General features: G+C 59.5%; 16 protein-coding genes and 1 pseudogene. All 17 read right to left on the bottom strand.

Features of this window, described 5'->3' with window-relative positions:
* Positions 1-5: 5 nt before the first annotated feature.
* On the bottom strand, positions 6-341 hold the full coding sequence (locus BFR47_RS14860) for a hypothetical protein (protein WP_071473799.1): 336 nt from the start codon (positions 339-341) through the stop codon (positions 6-8).
* Positions 338-901 carry a type 4a pilus biogenesis protein PilO gene (gene pilO / locus BFR47_RS14855; RefSeq protein ID WP_071473798.1) on the bottom strand — a complete coding sequence of 188 codons (564 nt, stop codon included), beginning with the start codon at positions 899-901 and terminating at the stop codon, positions 338-340. Before pilO ends, BFR47_RS14860 begins: the two co-directional genes overlap by 4 nt.
* Positions 898-1,554, bottom strand: coding sequence for a PilN domain-containing protein (locus BFR47_RS14850; protein WP_071473797.1), 657 nt, complete (start codon positions 1,552-1,554; stop codon positions 898-900). Before BFR47_RS14850 ends, pilO begins: the two co-directional genes overlap by 4 nt.
* Positions 1,547-2,674 carry a pilus assembly protein PilM gene (gene pilM / locus BFR47_RS14845; RefSeq protein WP_071473796.1) on the bottom strand — a complete coding sequence of 376 codons (1,128 nt, stop codon included), beginning with the start codon at positions 2,672-2,674 and terminating at the stop codon, positions 1,547-1,549. The genes BFR47_RS14850 and pilM overlap by 8 nt, the downstream gene beginning before the upstream one ends.
* A 2-nt stretch (positions 2,675-2,676) precedes the next feature.
* The gene (locus BFR47_RS19320) at positions 2,677-4,710 is read right to left on the bottom strand and encodes a DNRLRE domain-containing protein (protein WP_342713640.1); all 2,034 of its coding nucleotides are present in this window, start codon (positions 4,708-4,710) and stop codon (positions 2,677-2,679) included.
* A gap of 51 nt (positions 4,711-4,761) precedes the next feature.
* Positions 4,762-4,926: pseudogene (locus BFR47_RS19315) on the bottom strand (hypothetical protein); the annotation flags it as partial.
* A gap of 13 nt (positions 4,927-4,939) precedes the next feature.
* Positions 4,940-5,632 carry a hypothetical protein gene (locus BFR47_RS14835; protein ID WP_071473794.1) on the bottom strand — a complete coding sequence of 231 codons (693 nt, stop codon included), beginning with the start codon at positions 5,630-5,632 and terminating at the stop codon, positions 4,940-4,942.
* A complete protein-coding gene (locus BFR47_RS14830) occupies positions 5,629-6,672 on the bottom strand; it encodes a PilW family protein (protein WP_071473793.1) in 1,044 nt (347 codons plus the stop codon). The genes BFR47_RS14835 and BFR47_RS14830 overlap by 4 nt, the downstream gene beginning before the upstream one ends.
* On the bottom strand, positions 6,669-7,103 hold the full coding sequence (locus tag BFR47_RS14825; protein ID WP_071473792.1) for a type IV pilus modification PilV family protein: 435 nt from the start codon (positions 7,101-7,103) through the stop codon (positions 6,669-6,671). Before BFR47_RS14825 ends, BFR47_RS14830 begins: the two co-directional genes overlap by 4 nt.
* A gap of 242 nt (positions 7,104-7,345) precedes the next feature.
* Positions 7,346-7,777 carry a pilus assembly FimT family protein gene (locus tag BFR47_RS14820; protein WP_139215197.1) on the bottom strand — a complete coding sequence of 144 codons (432 nt, stop codon included), beginning with the start codon at positions 7,775-7,777 and terminating at the stop codon, positions 7,346-7,348.
* Positions 7,778-8,323, bottom strand: a complete 546-nt coding sequence (locus BFR47_RS19215; RefSeq protein ID WP_071473790.1) for a type IV pilin protein — start codon at positions 8,321-8,323, stop codon at positions 7,778-7,780.
* 164 nt (positions 8,324-8,487) lie between these two features.
* Positions 8,488-9,597, bottom strand: coding sequence for a type II secretion system F family protein (locus tag BFR47_RS14810; RefSeq protein ID WP_071473789.1), 1,110 nt, complete (start codon positions 9,595-9,597; stop codon positions 8,488-8,490).
* A gap of 12 nt (positions 9,598-9,609) precedes the next feature.
* Positions 9,610-11,643, bottom strand: a complete 2,034-nt coding sequence (locus BFR47_RS14805; RefSeq protein WP_175514118.1) for an ATPase, T2SS/T4P/T4SS family — start codon at positions 11,641-11,643, stop codon at positions 9,610-9,612.
* Positions 11,644-11,748: 105 nt separating this feature from the next.
* On the bottom strand, positions 11,749-13,875 hold the full coding sequence (locus tag BFR47_RS14800) for a sensor domain-containing phosphodiesterase (RefSeq protein WP_071473788.1): 2,127 nt from the start codon (positions 13,873-13,875) through the stop codon (positions 11,749-11,751).
* 3 nt (positions 13,876-13,878) lie between these two features.
* Positions 13,879-14,262, bottom strand: coding sequence for a response regulator (locus BFR47_RS14795; protein WP_071473787.1), 384 nt, complete (start codon positions 14,260-14,262; stop codon positions 13,879-13,881).
* Positions 14,259-15,686: a sensor histidine kinase gene (locus BFR47_RS14790; protein ID WP_071473786.1), complete on the bottom strand. Its 1,428-nt coding sequence runs from the start codon at positions 15,684-15,686 to the stop codon at positions 14,259-14,261. Before BFR47_RS14790 ends, BFR47_RS14795 begins: the two co-directional genes overlap by 4 nt.
* A gap of 37 nt (positions 15,687-15,723) precedes the next feature.
* Entirely contained in the window at positions 15,724-16,125 is a 402-nt protein-coding gene (locus BFR47_RS14785; RefSeq protein ID WP_071473785.1) for a hypothetical protein, read from the bottom strand.
* Positions 16,126-16,733 lie beyond the last annotated feature (608 nt).

Here is a 16,733-nt window from a genome sequence, read left to right as displayed (position 1 = left end):
TGTCATTATCGGGACGTTCGTTCCTTGAGAGGGATACGATATCTGTTTGCGCCTTTTTCGAATAGGGTTTCTTCCTGAGTGACTGAAATCAATCGATATCCGTCGAATTCATCACCGAGTGCCAGTATGGTGCCGTCAATGTTGGCCAGCGAGTTATCGCCGGCCACCAGCAGGGCGCGCAGCTTGAAGTCGGGCTCGGAAACGACCGGCGTCGGGGTGGTTCGGGCCGGCAGCTCGGTCTGTGGCCTGACAAAAGGGTCCCGTAATGGCATGCCGGTGTCTGCCAGGGCGGTGGTCGCCAGCAGCCAGAGGCTGATCGGGAAGAGACGCTCCATGTTCATGATTCCGCCTTGTAGGCTACGATGGTGAGTTTGATATCGATGTGGGTGCCATCGCTCTGGGTGCGAACCGGCCTCATGTCGAAGGCGGAGATGATCACGAAACCGAGCTGGTCGTTCAGCTCACGGATCCAGCGGTAAAAGTCCATGTAGCTGCCACTGAGCTCGATATCGAAGATCAGCTCCTGAAATGCGTCGATACGGCTGCCCGTGCGAGGCACCAGACTGGTCAGCTGCATCTGGTTTTGCCAGGAAAGATTCTGCAGCGACTCGATAACATGGCTGCCAAGCTGTTTGGCCGGGCGCTGGGCCATGTCGCCGTGAATGGTGCGCCGCAAGGTTTCCACCTCGGAGCGGAGCTGGGCGAGCTGGCTGTCGAGCTGCTGTCCCTCCGGCAGCGCCCCTTGGTGCAACATCAGGGTGTCTCTCGCCACGTCATAACGTTTCAGCTCCGGTAGCAGCAGATAGGTGACCAGCGCAATCAGCAGCAACAGGCCGCCCCCGGCCAGCGCCAGCAGCCAGGTTCTTGATGGGGTCAGATCGACGTTGATGTCCGGTTTCATGGTGTCTCACCCGAGCTGAGTCGCGCAGTTAATTCAAAGTCCAGTACCTCGCCACTGATGTAGCGGCGCAGGCTGGTACGGCTCAGATTGACCTCGGCAATCTGGGGCTGTTCGGAGAGCTGGCGCAAGAAATGAGACAGCGCCAGGTGATCGTCCGATTGACCGCGAATCGTCATCTTCATGTCCAGCTTCAGTGCTTCCTGCCCGGTAGCGGGGCTGTCTTCAGCCTTGATCAGGATGAAATATCCCTGAGTCGAGGTACCCGCTGGCTTGTCGACCAGGCTGCTGGCCCGCCGAAAGCTCCATTCCTGAAACCAGACCGGGTTGTCACCCAGCGCCCTGTCAGTGGCATCAAGCAACTCGGAGACAGTCACACCGCTGCGCAGGCCTTCGAGAAAGCGCAATTCTCGTTGCAGAGAGCTCCGGGCTCGGATCAGTTCCTGCAGCTGGTTTTGCTGGTAGCGAATGTCGTTCTGCTGTTGCTGCATGGCGAAGATTTGGTTTTCCTGCTGGTCGTTGTGGCGTGACAATAGCACTACGGCAAGCAGCAGCAGCAGGCTGGCCACCGTCAGCATAGTCACGCCGAAAATGCATCGGCGTATTATCAGTCGGCCGGCGCGGTAGTCCGGCGGAATCAGCTCCAGCTCATGCATGAGGCGTCAGCTCCTTCAGTGCCAGGCCGGTGGCAATACAGAAGTCCTGCTGCCCATCCGGTGTGATCCACCGCTGCCCCTGAAAGGCGCCCAGCGGGTCTGGATAGTGGGCCGGAATCTCGATCAAACTCTGCAGGTGCTCGCGCAGGCCGTTCCAGCGAGCCAGGCTGCCGAACAGATAAAGGTTGTGCACCGGCTGGCCATGCAGCTCGGAGGCGGCGTAGATCAGGGTTCGATGGATCTCGTCCTTGAGCTGCATCAGGTCGGGCAGCAGTATGTCCAGAGCCATTGAGCGTGCCTTGTCGTTGCAGGGTTCGGCCGAGGTCCAGTGTTCCGACTGACCATGGGTATCGGCCGAACGCATCAGGGCCCGGGCTTGCAGGCTGGTGATATCCAGCTCCGAGGCCAATCGTTCGAGCAGGGTGGCCTCGCCGAAATCGATGCTATGGTCAATCACCAGGCGTCGGCCCGCAATCATGGTCAGGTAGCTGTTGTCGTTGCCAAAATTGATCACCAGGCTGTTACGGTCCGGAACATGGCCATTGAGCCAGAGGATAAGACGGCTGATGGCGGTCTGACCGATTTCAACCGAGACCACGTCAAGCCCGGCCCGGCGCAGCAGCTCCAGGTAGTCAATCACCTCGCGGCGGCGGGCCATGGCAATCAGCACCAGTCGTTCGGGCCTGTCATCGGTGGTGCGGATCGGTATGTAATCGACCACCAGATCATCAATCTTTTCGTTCAGTCGCTGGGCCAGCGTGGTCAGTATGATGTCGGCTTCGTCCTGGCCGGGCTTGAATTGATAGCTCAGCGACAGGGTCCTGACTTTGTCGGCGGGCAGCAGTGTGGTGACGCGCCGGCCGCGAAAGGGATGCTGTTTGAATGCGCTGGCCAACAGGGCTTTCAGGCTCTGTGGTGAGGCCAGCAGGGTATCCCGGTCGGTCGGGTAGGGGAGTGAACAGGCCGCCTGCAGTACCGGCGACGAGCCAGGGGGCTGCGGCTTGAACTGGGCCAGATTGAGACGGTTCAGCGACAGTTCAAGTCCGATGGAAGGGGGGCCGGGTCGCTTGAGCCAGCTTGCCACCGGCAGGTTAAATGCCATGGATTTGGGGATAGCCATAGTCACACTTCCTCTCTCAACAGGGGCACGACACCAGCAGCGGCCGGAGAGGCCGGGCAAGGCCCGGGGCAAGCGCCGGACGGGCGCCAGAGCAGTGTGTCACTTGCCATGGACAATAACCAGCTGTGGTGCATAGGGGCCTCCCGGGAACTGAATTCAAGGCCATTTTTTTGCGGCGCATCGGCGATGATCTGCACGCCGTTATTGGGTGAAACGCCGTCCAGCCACTCTTGCACCAGTGCTGTTACATCGAATTCATACCAGCCGGTACCGGCAACGGGCAGAGAGGCCACCACCGTTGGGGCGTAGCTGCCGCCAGGCCCCCCGCTCCAGTTCTGGCTGCCGTCGCGGCTGAGCCAGGTGGCGCCGTTTTCGGTCCAGCTTTCCTTGATGCGGTGTACCTGCAGGTTCCAGTTCTGGTTGCCGACGCGGTTGTGGGCGTGCAGGCGTAGCTTGGCGCTGTGGACCTTGGCATCGGCCGGCAGGGTGCCGAGGTCGAAGCGCAGCAGGGCCGCCCGCCGATGGCCCTTGTTCTCCACTTCGACCTGGAGGCCGGTGTCACTGCCCATATTGTGGGTCTGGTTGACTGAGAGAATGAAGGTGTCGCCGGCGGGGGCCAGTATGCTTTGCCGGGTGCCGTCGTCCGCGTTGGTGCTGGTCAGCAGCTTGTATCGATCGTCGGGGTGGCTGCCAAGCACATGGGCGCAGGTCTGCGGATCTATGGCCGCCGAGGTGGGTTTGGAAATACCGAATTTGTTGATGACCTCGTAGCCACGCTGCCAGAAGCCCTGTGCCGAGTAAAGGTGCGCGTAACCGAGGGTGACATCGGTGAGCAGGAACAGGTCGGTGTCGGGCAGGTGGGCGATGCCTTCAACGCCACCGCTGTAGCTGGCAGGCGCCCCCGGCATGACGCTGAGGTCGCGACTTTGTACCAGGGTGAAATTCTGCGCGATGATGAAAAGTCGGTGGGCGGCTTTATCGACCAGGGCGATATGACCGTCAAAATGGCCCCCGTCGATGTAGCTGGCGCCGCGCAGATCGGACGCAAAGTCGACCGACATATGTTTATAGCTGCTGCCTGGTGGCAGGATCGTCGGGTCAATCAGGTAGATCTGGCTGCCTTTGACCACCACCAGTTTGCCGGCCAGCTCACCCGACGGTACATAGGCCACGCCTTCGAGGCCGGACAGGCCGGTGGTGAAGGTATCGTCTAGCATTTGTCCGCTGCGGCTGAGCAGTACTAACCGGCCGGAGCCTCCCACCGCTATCCAGCCGCCGCCGGACGGCACCGTTTTACCGTTGAACGGCATGCCCTCCGGCACCGGGGTAATGCCGGTATTGTATCGGTAGCTTTTTCCCGCTGTGCTGAATTCGCCGGCCACGCTATCGGGAATGAACAAGGCACTGCAGGAAGGTGTTTCAGGCACGGTGCACTGGGCGCCGCAGGGGCAGTGATACCGGATGGTCAGTTTCGGCCGCAGGGCGGCGGTGGCGTGGTTGCTGGTGCTGAAGTCCGCATGGTTGACGCCGGGGCTGCCCTTCAGCATCAGGCCGTAGTTGTTCTGATTGCCGGCAACCCAGTCGCCGACCAGGGCGGTGATGTCCCATTGAGTGGCTCCCGGGGTGAGCGGGTCAATCACGGCGCTGGTGATCGCCGTCGGGTCGATATCGCCCCCGGGGCTGGTCCAGTTGCTCGTATTCAGCGCTACATTCCAGTTGGTCTGGGCCGGATGCCAGTCTCGGGTGACCCTGTGCAGCGCGATGGAGGCGGTGTCGCCCGACCCTATGCCTTCCAGGTTCAGTTCCAGGGTCGCCGAGGTGACCAGTGCGGCAGCCGGAATGCCGGAAAGGTCGAACTTCAGCAGGCCACGTTTCTGGCTATTGCTCTTGTTGCTGATGCGCATGTCGGTTGCTGCACCCCAGTTGGTGCCGGGGTTGCCGTCATCAAGGTAGGTGTCGGAACCGGCGGCGTCGGGCTGCAGCACCAGGCTGATGCCGGCCGCCCCGGCGTCGCAGGGGCAGGCGTAGGTCAGCACCAGCCGAGGGCGCAGGCTGGCGTCACTGTGTTCTTTCGAGGCGAAGCGCGGGGCCGAGGTCAGGCCGGTTTTCAACAGCAGGCCCTGATTGGCTTCGGTGCCGTCGAGCCAGCGCGATACCTGGGTGCCGATATTCCAGCTGACCCAGCCGGGGCTCAGGCGGGCCGACGCGCTGGCGACGGGCGTGGCCTGATGGTCGCCACCCGGGCTGCTCCAGCCATTGCTGCCGTTATAGCTGTTCCAGGTGGCGCCGTTCGGGCTGCCGGTGCTGGCCGGTCCCCTCCACCCAGCTGCGGGTGATCCTGTGTGCCGTCAGGCTGCCGCCGAGACTGAGCGTATTGAGCTGATAGAGCTGCAGTTCGGCGCCGATCAGGCGAACGCCGCCGGGCAGGGCCGACAGATCGAACTGCAGCAGGCTGCGGCGGGTCCAGGTCAACAGTGCGCTGAGTTGCAGTTCGAAGTTGCCGAAATTCTGGTTTTGGTAGAACTTGTCGAGCAGCACGTCGCTGCCGGGATCCGTGCCCAGTACCAGGGTGTGAGTGATCGGCGACTCAAAGGTATCGACCGCGTCACGGCTGATGCTGTAGCGGCTGCCGTTGGCCAGCAGGGCGCTGGCGGTGATGCTGATAGGCGAGCCACCGGTGGGGCTGATCACCGTGCTGTAGCTGTGGTTGCCGAAGGGTTGATTGCCGAGGCTGGGATAGGCGGTGCAGTTGGCCTGCTGGGCCTGCCAATTGGCATGGTTGAGGCCGGCTTCGGCCACATAGCGAGCCTCGAGCCGGTCTGCCTCGCCGCGGCTACCGGCCAGATGCAGGGCGCTGTCGTGGCTGAGCAGATAGGAGATACTGGCCAGCAAGGCCAGGGTGATCACCACCGGCAGCAGCAGGTAGCCGCTCTGGTGACGTCGGCTCTGGCGATTCACAGTCCACCTCCCAGCCGCACCCGGCGCTGCAGGCTGATGCTGTTATCGGCATCCTGGGTCAGTGTCAGGGTGATATCTACCAGCTGGGCGCGACCGCCGCCCAGCGGCACCCGTTCGATGCGCAGCAGGGTCACGCCCTTGGCAATCACGCTTTCGGTATAGTCGCGGCCATCCACCAGGCTGTCGCCGTTCTGATCGCTGAAGGCCGGCCAGCGCTCGATCAGCTGGTCGCCACTGAGGTAATACACCACCGGCTCGAAGTTGTCCTCCCCGGCCAGCCCGTCTTCGTCATCGTCATGATTGATGCTTCCTTCATCGATAAGGCCATCGAAGTCGTCGTCGATGCCGGCCAGGCCCGGCTTCTGATCCTGGTTCATATCGGCCGGCATATCCTCGTCGATAGCGCCGTCGCCATCCTGATCGCCGTTCCCCTGGGGGTCATCACCGTGGCCGCCCTGTTCATCGTTGTCCCTGGCCGGATTGGTGGCCGAGGACTCGTCGACGCTGCCATCGCCATCGTCGTCGATGCCGATGATGCCGGGTGCGCCGTCGAGCGTATTATCGGCATCGAGATCTTCGTCGATACGCTCGGCCTCGCCCGGATCGCGCTGGCCGTTGTTGTTGCGGTCGAGAAAGTCTTTATCGTTGTTGGCGTCGGCCCAGCCGTCGCCATCCAGGTCCTGGCGCGGGCTCAGGGTGACCGCCAGCACCGCCGTGGCCAGGGTGCTGCTGCCTTCGGGGGGCGAGGCCGGCACCGTCTCTACGCGAATATGCTCGGACCAGCTGGTGGCGAGGTTGTCGGCCAGCGGCAGCAGCAGGCGATGACTGTTCTGCACCGACTCGGTCATGCGCGCCAGCGCAAAGCGGGCCTCCTGAGCCAAGGTGTTTTTTGTCTGGCCTGCGCTCTGCAGTTCGAGGGCGGAGCCGATCAGGCCGCCAAGCCCGGCCATCAGTAGCGAGAGTATCGCCACGGCACCGAGCAGCTCGGGCAGGGTCAGACCCTGCTGGCGCAGACGAAAGGCAACGACGAGCGGCTTCATTGACTGACCAGTGTTTCCAGGGCCTGGGCGGTGCCTGCCAGTTCGACCCTGAGCCACAACAGACCGGTCTCGGCGCCGGCAAAGAGGTCGCCGGTTTCTCCGTCATAAAAGGCCAGATACACCTGACGTTGCAGGCTGCGGCCATCGCTGCTGACCACGGTGTCGGACAGGCTGCTGGGTGTGGTGGGGTCAACGGCGGCGTCGGCAAGCTGGCTGTAGTCGCTGGCCAGCAGCTGCTCCATCTTGCTGGCCAGCAAGGGCCGGTCGATGTTCTGTTGGGTGTTGATGGCGGCGCCCTGGCTGCCGGATTGCAGGGCCTCGATGGCCGGCACCAGGCTCAGGCCGATAATAAAGGTCGCGATCAGAGCCTCGATATAGGAAAACCCCTGCTGGGAGGACGACCTGAGGGATCTTCCCGTTCTGTTGTTCATGCGCGCACTCCTTGCTCGTCGTGATTCTTATTATTTTTTTGTTATTGCTGTGGTTATGGCTGTTGTTATGGCTGTTGTTATGGCTATGGCTGCTGCTGTTATTGGGGATTATGGCCGGGTGATCCGACCGGTTATGGGGGCGACATTCAGCTGCTGTTGATGGTTGCCGTCGCTCAGGGTGACGGTACCGCTGACCAGCAACCGCGGTGTACCGGCATCCAGATAGCGGGGTTCGCCGCTGGTCAGGAAGCCGATGTCCTGCTGGCTGCCGGCGACGCCTGATAGACGAAGGTCGCCTCGTCTAGCCGGACTTTCTGGTAGCGGGCATCGGTGGCGAACCTGATGTCATAGAGCTGCTTGTCGAGCGGATGATACACCTCGAAGGTGACCACCGGCGAGGGGCCCGAATCGTCGATGCGATACACCCGCAGCCGCTGGGCGGCGGTGTCCAGCAGCACACCGTGTTCGACCCCGCTGCGCCGGGCTTCGCTCTGGGCAAAGCGGATGGCACCGGCCACCTCGACCGCGGCCAGCTCGACCCGCTCCGGCCCCAGGGCCGTCAGCGGGGGCACCACCACCAGCGCTAGGGCGCCGAGCAGGGTGATCACCAGCAGCAGCTCGGCCAGGCTCCTGCCCCGAAGCCGCACCGGCACCACCGACATGGCTGCCACCAATCACAGGTCGTCATAGTCTTCGTGGTTTATAATGAGCTTCCCGTTCTTGCGGTCGTATTTCCAGCCGCCAGTAGTGGTACCGCTTGCATTCATTTTCAGATCACCGGTTTCGATCACGGTGAGGGTCGCCACATTCATGAAGGGGTCGCCGGGAAGTGCTGCTTTTTTGTAGTAGGGGCCGAAGCGGTGGTTATCTGTGTCGCTGACGGAACAGGCGCCACCGGCGTCATTGCTGTAGAGCGTCACCTGATCGGTAAAGGTTTGAGCGGCGTTGGCGATTAAGCCATCTCCTGTGCCTTTGGTTCCGGTACATGTATCCGCTGATACTGCAGTGCCGTTGCCGGGGTATTCCCCGTGCTGCTGGTAATAGAGAGCGATGACCGAGCGCAGGTTGGCCAGGGTGCTCTGGGCGGACGCGGTTTTGGCATCGTCGGTGGAGGCACTGAACTGCGGAATGACGATGGCGGCCAGAATCGACAGTATGATCACCACAATCAAGAGCTCAATCAGGGTAAAGCCTTGTATTAATTTCTTTTTTATGTTCATGGCAGTGCCTCTCTTAATTAACATTAGCGCATGATGGTGTGCGTATGAGTCTTTGATTTTTACTGTAGTCCAAGGCTTGAAAATCTTCATTAAAGGACAGGGTTATTATTGCGTTGGTGGACCTCCGTTTTCATATCTGTTTCATACCTGTTTGGGCGGGTCACTCAGTGAGCGACCCGGGACAACTTGAAAATCGGCAGTATCAGCGAGCTGACCAGCACCCCGACGACCAGCCCCATCACCAGCAACATCAGCGGCTCGGCGAGCTTGGTCAGGGTGTTCAGGTGTTTGCGCACTTCCCTTTCATAATGTTCGGTCAGCCGCATCATGACCTTGGGCAGGTTGCCTGTTTCTTCGCCGGTACGCAGCATCTGACGCACCAGGGAGGGGATCCAGCCGGCCTTTTCAAAGCCGTAAGACAAGCCTTTTCCTTCGGTGACATTCTGCTGCAGCTGGCCGAGAAACTGTTGAAACTGCCGGTTGCCGACCACATCGCGGGTGGCGTCCAGCGCGGTGACCAGGGGCACGCCGTGACTGAGCGACAGCCCCAGCACCCGCAACGATTCGGTCAGATAGAGACGGATATAAAATCCACGGATGCCGGGTAGTGTCAGGCGCCATCGATCCAGCCGCTGCCGGCCAGCGTCGCTGTCGGCCCAGGCGTATCCGCCCAGCGCCAGCAGCGCGGCGGCGAGACAGAGCCAGGGCCAGTGCTGGCGCATGACGTCGCTGGCGTTCATCAGCACCCTGGTGGTCCAGGGCAGCTGGTCGCGGATGGCCGTGAACATGTCCTCGAATTTGGGGAACACCACCACCAGCACGAACAGCATGACCGCCACCGAAAACAGCGCCAGAAACATAGGATAGGAGGCGGCGCTTTTCAGTTGTTGACGAAGTTGCTCACGGCGTTCGTCCAGTTCGGCCAGGTGCTGCAGCACCTTGTTCAGGAAGCCGCCGCCTTCGGCGGCCGCCACCAGGTTGACATAGGTCGAGTTGAACAGCCGGGGATGATGCGACAGGGCCTGGGACAAAGGCTGACCATCGGCAATTCGCTGTTCGAGATCGGTCAGCAGGGCGTGCATCGCCGGATGCCGGGTCTGCAGCCTTATGGTCTTCAACGCCGGCAGTATGCTGGTGCCGGTTTCCAGCAGCAATGAGAGCTGCTCGCTGAAGAACAGTCGATCACTCGCCTTCAGCCGTTGCTGGAACAGACCGGCGAAGGGCATGGGACGCGCCGTTTGCGCGGGCTTGTCCTTTTTCATGGTCAGTGGCATTGGGCTGCTTCCTCAGACATTGATCACCCGGGTGATCTCTTCGGCCGTGGTCAGGCCGCGAAGTACGCGATCCAGCCCGTCCTCGAACAAGGAAGGGATCTGCTGTTCGATACGATAGGCCTCCAGTGCATCCAGGCTGGGGTTCTGCAGGATAAGTTGCTGCAGCGCGGGGGTCGTCGGTATCAATTCATGGATGGCGAGGCGGGATTTGAATCCCGAGTCGTAGCATTCGCTGCAGCCGCGACCCCGAGACAGCATCACGCTGCCGTCGGTAGGCCAGCCGTGTTGCTGGCAGATCTCTACCGGCGCCAGGTATTGGGTTTTGCAGTGGCTGCAGATGGTCCTGATCAACCGCTGGGCCACCACCCCGGCCAGCGCCGAGGACAGCAGGTAGGGTTCTATGCCCATATCGATCATGCGCACGACGGCGCCGGCACTGCTGTTGGTATGCAGCGTCGAGAGTACCAGGTGGCCGGTCAGCGCGGCCTGCACCGCGATGGAGGCGGTTTCCCGGTCGCGGATTTCACCGACCAGTACAATATCCGGATCCTGACGCAGCACATGGCGCAGTATCTTGGCAAAGGACAGGCCGATCTTCTCTTTCACCTCGTTCTGGTTGACGATATCGAGTTGATATTCGACCGGATCCTCGATGGTGACGATATTCTTTTCGACACTGTTGAGGTGATTGATGGCCGCGTAGAGGCTGGTGGTCTTGCCGCTACCGGTTGGCCCCGTGACCAGGATCAGGCCATAGGGACGCTGCAGCAGTTTCCGGTATTGCGCCAGGCTGTGCTCGCTCATGCCGAGCTTGTTGATATCCAGCAGAGAGTGCTGCTTGTCCAGCAGTCGCAGCACCACTTTCTCACCGTACAGGCCCGGCAGCGAGCTGAAGCGCAGATCGACCAGGCGATTGCGGGTCTGAACCTGGATGCGGCCGTCCTGGGGCAGGCGCCGCTCCGAAATATCCAGGTTGGCCATCACCTTCAGCCGTGATACCAGTGCCGGCAGCAACTCCATGCGCAGAGTCATGACCTGATAGAGCAGGCCGTCGATCCGAAACCGCACCCGGGCCGTGTTGCGTCCCGGTTCGATATGAATATCGCTGACGTTGTCGTTGACAGAACGCTGCAGGATGGAGTTGACCAGTCGGATGACCGGGCTGCCTTCGGCCAGTTCGTCTATCCGGGCATAGTCGTCGATGTAGGTGTTCTCTACCAGCTCCAGATCCTGATCTTGCGGTTCCATCAGGTCCAGCGACTCATCGGTAAGCGGGTCGTCGCCGTCGGCATAGACGCTGTTCAGGGTTCCCTGAATGTTTTCACGGCAGGCCAGCACGGGCCTGACATGCACCCTGAGCAGCTCCTCCAGTTCGGTAAACGCCGGCATTTGCTGGGGGTCGGCGGTGGCGACCAGCAGCTCGTGGCGCAGCCGGAACAGCGGGACTATGCCCAGTCGCTTGCAGGTTTGAGCCGGGATCTGCAGCGCGATATCTGGGTCGTAAAGACCCGGTCGCAGCTTAATGAAGGGTAACTTCAGCTGTTTGCCCAGTGCTTCCAGCAGTTGGGATTCCTCGAGCCAGCCTTTTTCCAGCAGAATGTCACCCATGCGCTTGTTGAGCTTGTCCTGCAGGCCGATCACCTCCTGGAGCTGCTGCTCGCTGATGGCACCACGGGACAGCAAAATATCGCCCAGGCGAACCGGCCTTTCCGGTTTGCCGGTGGCGGGGGACAGTATCTCCTGAGACAGCTCTTCGAGGTCAATCTGGTTGCCGATGCCGGTGAAATTGAGCACTTCCCTTACTGTGGGCTGAGCATGGGTGGTTTTGAGCCAGCCGCCGAGAGACGCCAGTTGTTCGCCGATGTCCAGCAGACACTCCAGGCCGGCGCTGTGGATGCGTTCGATATGGGTCAAATCGATGATCTGCTGCCACTCACCGCGTTCGGTACAGCCTCTGGCGCAGTCCATCAATGCGGCGGTCATCCCCGGATCCGTCAGCTTGCGGGTCGGGGTGATGTAGGAGATGACGCCAATTTTGGTGTGCATGACCGACTGTTGGTCCGCTGCAATCGAACCGGAAACAGCAGCTGCCGAGCTACTGCTTGAAAGCGGCTGAACGGCGTTGTGATTGGTCGGAAGTGCCATCTGCGATCAGTATCCTTGTTTCAGAAAATCAGCCAGGGGTATCGGCTTGCTGAACAGGTACCCTTGTCCGTAATCAATACCGATGTCGACCAGTTGTTGCCGCAGGTCATCGGTTTCGACGAATTCCGCGATGGTTTTAAGCCCCATGGATTGCCCCACCTTGTGAATGGCTTTTACCATGATGTGGGCAGTGGGATCCTGGACCATGGCGCGGACGAAAGAGCCATCAATCTTCAAGTAGTCGATGTTGAGCTCGCGCAGGTAACTGAAAGAACTCAGACCGGTACCGAAGTCATCGAGCGAGATGCTGCATCCCATCGCGCGCAGCTCGGCAATAAAGTGTTTGGCATCGGTCAGGCTGCGGATGGCGGTGGTTTCGGTGACCTCGAAACAGAGACGGCTGGGGTCGATGCCGTGGGCATGGATCCTTTCGATGATCTTCTTGACGAAGTCCGGTTCCGAGATGGATTGCCCCGACAGGTTGATGGACCAGAGCCCCGAGGTGTCACGGGGAAGCTGCTCCAGTACGAGCTCGATGACGCGCAGATCGATTGCCGGCATCAGATGATAGTGTTCGGCGGCGGGCATGAACTCGCCGGGCGCGATGACGGCGCCGCTGTCATCGATATAGCGCAGCAGGATCTCGCCGTGTGACTCGGTGGTGCCATCGGGATGCAGGGGGACTATGGGCTGAAAATAGGGCACAAAGCGGTTGCTGCGCAGCGCTTCCTGAATACGGCCAATCCAGCGCATAGCCCCGGAGCGAGCGGCTTGCTCGGTATCGTATTGATTGCAGATCTGCAGGCGGTTGCCGCCTTGTTCCCTGGCGATATCCAGTGCGATGTTAAGGTTGGACAGCAGGCGGTCAACGGACTGGTTTTCGTGTTTTATCCCCGACAGGGCAATGCGGCAACTGATGTTCTGGTGCTGTTCACCGTTGGTGACGCAGAGGCTGCCTATATCGTCGATGATTTTTTGAGCGACTCTCTGTGCATCTTGCATCGAACAGTTGGGCAGCAGCAGGGCAAAAGTATTACCGGTGAGCCGGGCCAGGCTATCGCTGTTACGGATGCAGGCATTCAGAATGCGGGTTACCCGCAGCAGCAGCCTGTCGCCTTCGGCGAATCCCATGATGTCATTTATCACCGAGAACTTGTCGATATTGACCAGGATCAGCGAGTGGTGGAAGCTCTGGTTCTGTTTTGCTTCCAGGGCACGTTGTAACTGGTGCCCGAAGCCCTCGTGCTTTACCAGGCCGGTCTTGTCGTCGTAGATACTGAGAATGGCCTTGGTGACTTTGCCCGCCATTGCCATCAGCAGGTTGCGATCGCTGTTGGTAAAGTCGTTTTTGTTCATCATTTTCGCCAGCATCAGAAAACCGATAGCGTTCTCTTCCTGGCTTTTGATCGGGCAGAGCGTGATTTTGTAAGGCAGTTCGCAGTCGTAGCCATGGCGAGCCAGTTCACCGAAACTGTTGACCACGAATGCCTCGCCGGAGACGGCGATGTGGTCGAGAAAATATTGCCGGCAGCCGCTCATGGCGTACTGAAATTCGTCTCGTTTGGGCTGGTCGGCACCCTGAACGATCTCTACTTTTTGCCTGGGCAGCCACAGGTAGGCGAAATCCACGGACAGATAGTCGACGCAGTTCCTTACCAGCTGCTTGATGGCTGACTGGCTTTTCTCGTAACTGAGTGGCTGGGTGTCGATGTCATAGATCAGGTGGAGTTCTTCATAACGGTCGGACAGTTCGGTCGCCATGCTGTTGAGCTCGTACAGCAGTGCTATCTCGTGGTTGAGGCTGTCCCGGATAAAACGGCTTACCTTGAGAGCCTCATCGATATTGCCGTATAACGCCAGATAGAGTTTGGCCCAGACAATATCATTGTCGGTCTTGATGACGTGGGTGATGACCGTTTTGTCTCCCTGCTGTTGCACCCATTCTTCTGCATGATCCGGACCCGGCGGCAGACGGGTGAACCAGTCCGGATCCAGGCTTTCCGGTGAGTCGGATGCTTCCAGTACCATGCCGTTCCGGTCCTGCACCAGCCACTCCTGCAGTTGAGGAAGCTGGCTGGCGGCATAGTGCAGGTAGCGTTTGAAATCGACCGTCGACAGCTCGACTAAGGACATGGCTCAGGCCTCCGCACGGTGGGCTTCGAAATAACCGCCAAGTTCAGATATCAGCTGACGCATGCTGAGGGGCTTTTCGTAAAACCAGAGGTTGTGGAAGTCCTTCGACCAGATGCGGTGCTCGATTTCGGTACGCGAGGTCAGCAGCACAATAAGAAAGCTTCGATTGGGTATTTCCGTCCGAATTTTCTTGCATAACTGTTCTCCCGTCATCCTGGGCATCTGGATATCGGTGATCAGCACATCGGGCGGGTTTTCCCGCAGACGGTCGAAGGCATCTTCGCCGTTGCTGCAGGTGCTGATTTGGTAACCCTGTCGCTCCAGCTGCAGGCGCATGATCCTGAGGATATGGGGTTCATCGTCTACCAGTAATATGGTTGGAGTCATGTTGGTACCTTTTGTAGCAGACCGACGGTCTTATCAAACTGGATACGGAAACAGGAACCTTGGCCCAGTTCGCTCTGCACGCTGATGCTGCCATGCAGCAAGCCGACGATTTCCCGGGTTAGCGACAGGCCGAGACCATGACCCGGGCGCTGGCTCACTTGCACGCTGGCGGAGCGGAAGTGTCGTTCGAACACACGGGAACAGTCGGCTTCAGAGATACCGATGCCGGTGTCTTCGACCGTGATGACAATACTGCTGTCGGTTTCCTGCCCACGAAGGCAGACGCTGCCGCCCTTTCGGTTGTACTTGATGGCGTTGGTCAGCAGGTTGGTGACGGCGATGCGGAGCAAATCCTTGTCCAGGTAGACGGGTGGCATCTCGTTGGAAACGGCGAAGCTGAACTGGATATCCTTGTTACGAGTGCCGGTGGAAATAGAGTTCAGGACATCCTGCAGCAAGTCATGCAGCCGGACGTGGTGACGATCCGGTTTGATGGTGCCGCTTTCCAGCTTGCTCAGATTGAGCAGGTTGTTGATCAGGCCCGAGAGTCGTTCGGTTTCATCGTGAATGATATTGCAGGCTTCTATACGGAATTCGGTCGAGTGCCCGTCTTCGCCCAGTAACGCCTCGCTGTACATGGCAAGGACATTGAGCGGGGTTTTCAGTTCATGTGCGACCTGGGCGATGAACTCGCCACGATGGGCAACGGCCAACTGCTGCTCGGTGATGTCCCGACCGATGATCAGGGTGCCGAAGGTCTTGTCCGGACGGCTGGGTGAGAACAGGGGGTAGCGATGGAAACGAAGCGAACGTTCGGTGTTGCCCCCGATGGTCAGGGTTATTTCATTGGTTTTCTTGGTGCCGTACGCCGTACTGTTCCCCTGATTGCTGAACTGGATGAGCTCGGAGTGGGGGCACCATTCAGCCATGGTCGCACCTTCGTCGAGCGGTGTCTCTAGCTCCAGGTAATAGCGCAGCTTGCTGTTCGAAAAACACAGACGGCCAGTGTCGTCGAGTACAAAAACGGCATCGGGCAAGGTCTGCAGAATGGAATTCAGGCGGGAGTTCTTGAATGTGACCAGCTTGCTGTTCAGCAGCAGTTCGTGGTTGCTTACAGCCTGGTGTTGTTGCTGCTCATTAACGCGTGCCATGACGCCATTGAAGCGCTGGATAAACTCGAGCAGTTCACCGTTGGCTTCGAGCTGGAGGGGGCCAAGCCGGTTGCCGTTGATCAGTTGCCCCAGTTGGTCATTCAGTGTGGTCAGCTGACCCCGATCCAGTCGGGTCATGAAGTAGATGGCACAGCCCAGATTGAAGACAAGGAAGGCCAGGGTAGCGAGAAAAGGCAGCTGGGCTGTCAGGCCGCTCCAACCGGGCGCGAAGAAGCCCAGTCGGACAAAGGCTCGCAGTTGTCCGCCCTGCAACAGGGGAGCATGGAATTCCAGTATCCGGGAGGAGCCATCATCCGGCGCTATTTCCCCGTTCGCCGAACCAGAATGCCGGCTCGCGGGGAATATGCAGCGTGGGGATCAGGAGACCGTCGGCGGTTTGTTCGGTGAGGAGAATGCCATCCGGGCTGACCAGCGAAATATAGGCAAAATGTTTGTCCACCAGCGCATTGTGCATGGTGTTCATCAGCGAATTGTTGCCCATGTTCGAGACAAGCTGCTCGACCGGCATGGCGCTGATGATCTTGACCAGACTCTGTCCCTGGCTATGCAGCCATGATTCTTTCTGCTGGCTCTGGTGGTGGTAGATGATGGCCGTGATACAGCCGATTATCAGCAGCGAGATAGCAATCACCGCCAGGCCTTTGCGATCGGCACGCCATTCGATAAAGCGTGAGGTCAAGACGGCTGACATTGTCCCGCCCTCCTGATGAAGCGTGAATACTCCGGCTCATGAAGGAACGGCGACGCGCATGTGGCACGGCGCGGTGGGGGTGTTATGTCCGGTTCCTTCCGGTTGGTGCATGGCGAGACAATCCTTGTCTGCATTTAAAAACTCCTGCATGAGTACCATAGGGCTGCCCCTATCCATGGGTGCGCTCGAGAAGTTCATTCGGTCTGTGTGCTGGCTATCAATAGTAGTTCAATACATCATGGATGTACCCATCTGGCAACAAATTTAACCTTTACGAATCTGTTCTTGCTGCAGGCTTTATGCCACAGCCGGGGCGCATGGTTGACCACAAGGATGCCCAGTCAGACGAGGAGCATAACGGCGAGGATTCCCACGGCCGTTTTCACCGGCCCGCTGACAGGAGTACAAGCGAAGAAGATGGGGGCTTGCTCCGGTCCTGGCTCTGACACACGGCTGCGTGTTTGATGGTGTGTACGCTATTTGCCGCTTGATTTGGAATCAATCATGTTGTTTACCGCAACAGTGAAGATACAGGCAAGAAACATCACCCCCAGGGTAGCCAGTGATCTCCAGATAAGTCCGGTATCACCAATAAAACCCCATATCCC

Origin of the sequence: Oceanisphaera psychrotolerans, assembly GCF_001870485.1 — a bacterium.
In the GTDB taxonomy this organism is placed as follows: domain Bacteria; phylum Pseudomonadota; class Gammaproteobacteria; order Enterobacterales; family Aeromonadaceae; genus Oceanimonas; species Oceanimonas psychrotolerans.
Note: the sequence above shows the minus strand (reverse complement) of the source record. Positions and strands in the feature narration are given on the sequence as shown.

Excerpts from the sequence above, each read along its gene's own strand:
- BFR47_RS14860 (WP_071473799.1), bottom strand. The coding sequence starts at position 341 with ATGAACATGGAGCGTCTCTTCCCGATCAGCCTCTGGCTGCTGGCGACC.
- pilO (WP_071473798.1), bottom strand. The coding sequence starts at position 901 with ATGAAACCGGACATCAACGTCGATCTGACCCCATCAAGAACCTGGCTG.
- BFR47_RS14850 (WP_071473797.1), bottom strand. The coding sequence starts at position 1,554 with ATGCATGAGCTGGAGCTGATTCCGCCGGACTACCGCGCCGGCCGACTG.
- pilM (WP_071473796.1), bottom strand. The coding sequence starts at position 2,674 with ATGGCTATCCCCAAATCCATGGCATTTAACCTGCCGGTGGCAAGCTGG.
- BFR47_RS14830 (WP_071473793.1), bottom strand. The coding sequence starts at position 6,672 with ATGAAGCCGCTCGTCGTTGCCTTTCGTCTGCGCCAGCAGGGTCTGACC.
- BFR47_RS14825 (WP_071473792.1), bottom strand. The coding sequence starts at position 7,103 with ATGAACAACAGAACGGGAAGATCCCTCAGGTCGTCCTCCCAGCAGGGG.
- BFR47_RS19215 (WP_071473790.1), bottom strand. The coding sequence starts at position 8,323 with ATGAACATAAAAAAGAAATTAATACAAGGCTTTACCCTGATTGAGCTC.
- BFR47_RS14810 (WP_071473789.1), bottom strand. The coding sequence starts at position 9,597 with ATGCCACTGACCATGAAAAAGGACAAGCCCGCGCAAACGGCGCGTCCC.
- BFR47_RS14805 (WP_175514118.1), bottom strand. The coding sequence starts at position 11,643 with ATGCACACCAAAATTGGCGTCATCTCCTACATCACCCCGACCCGCAAG.
- BFR47_RS14800 (WP_071473788.1), bottom strand. The coding sequence starts at position 13,875 with ATGTCCTTAGTCGAGCTGTCGACGGTCGATTTCAAACGCTACCTGCAC.
- BFR47_RS14795 (WP_071473787.1), bottom strand. The coding sequence starts at position 14,262 with ATGACTCCAACCATATTACTGGTAGACGATGAACCCCATATCCTCAGG.
- BFR47_RS14785 (WP_071473785.1), bottom strand. The coding sequence starts at position 16,125 with ATGTCAGCCGTCTTGACCTCACGCTTTATCGAATGGCGTGCCGATCGC.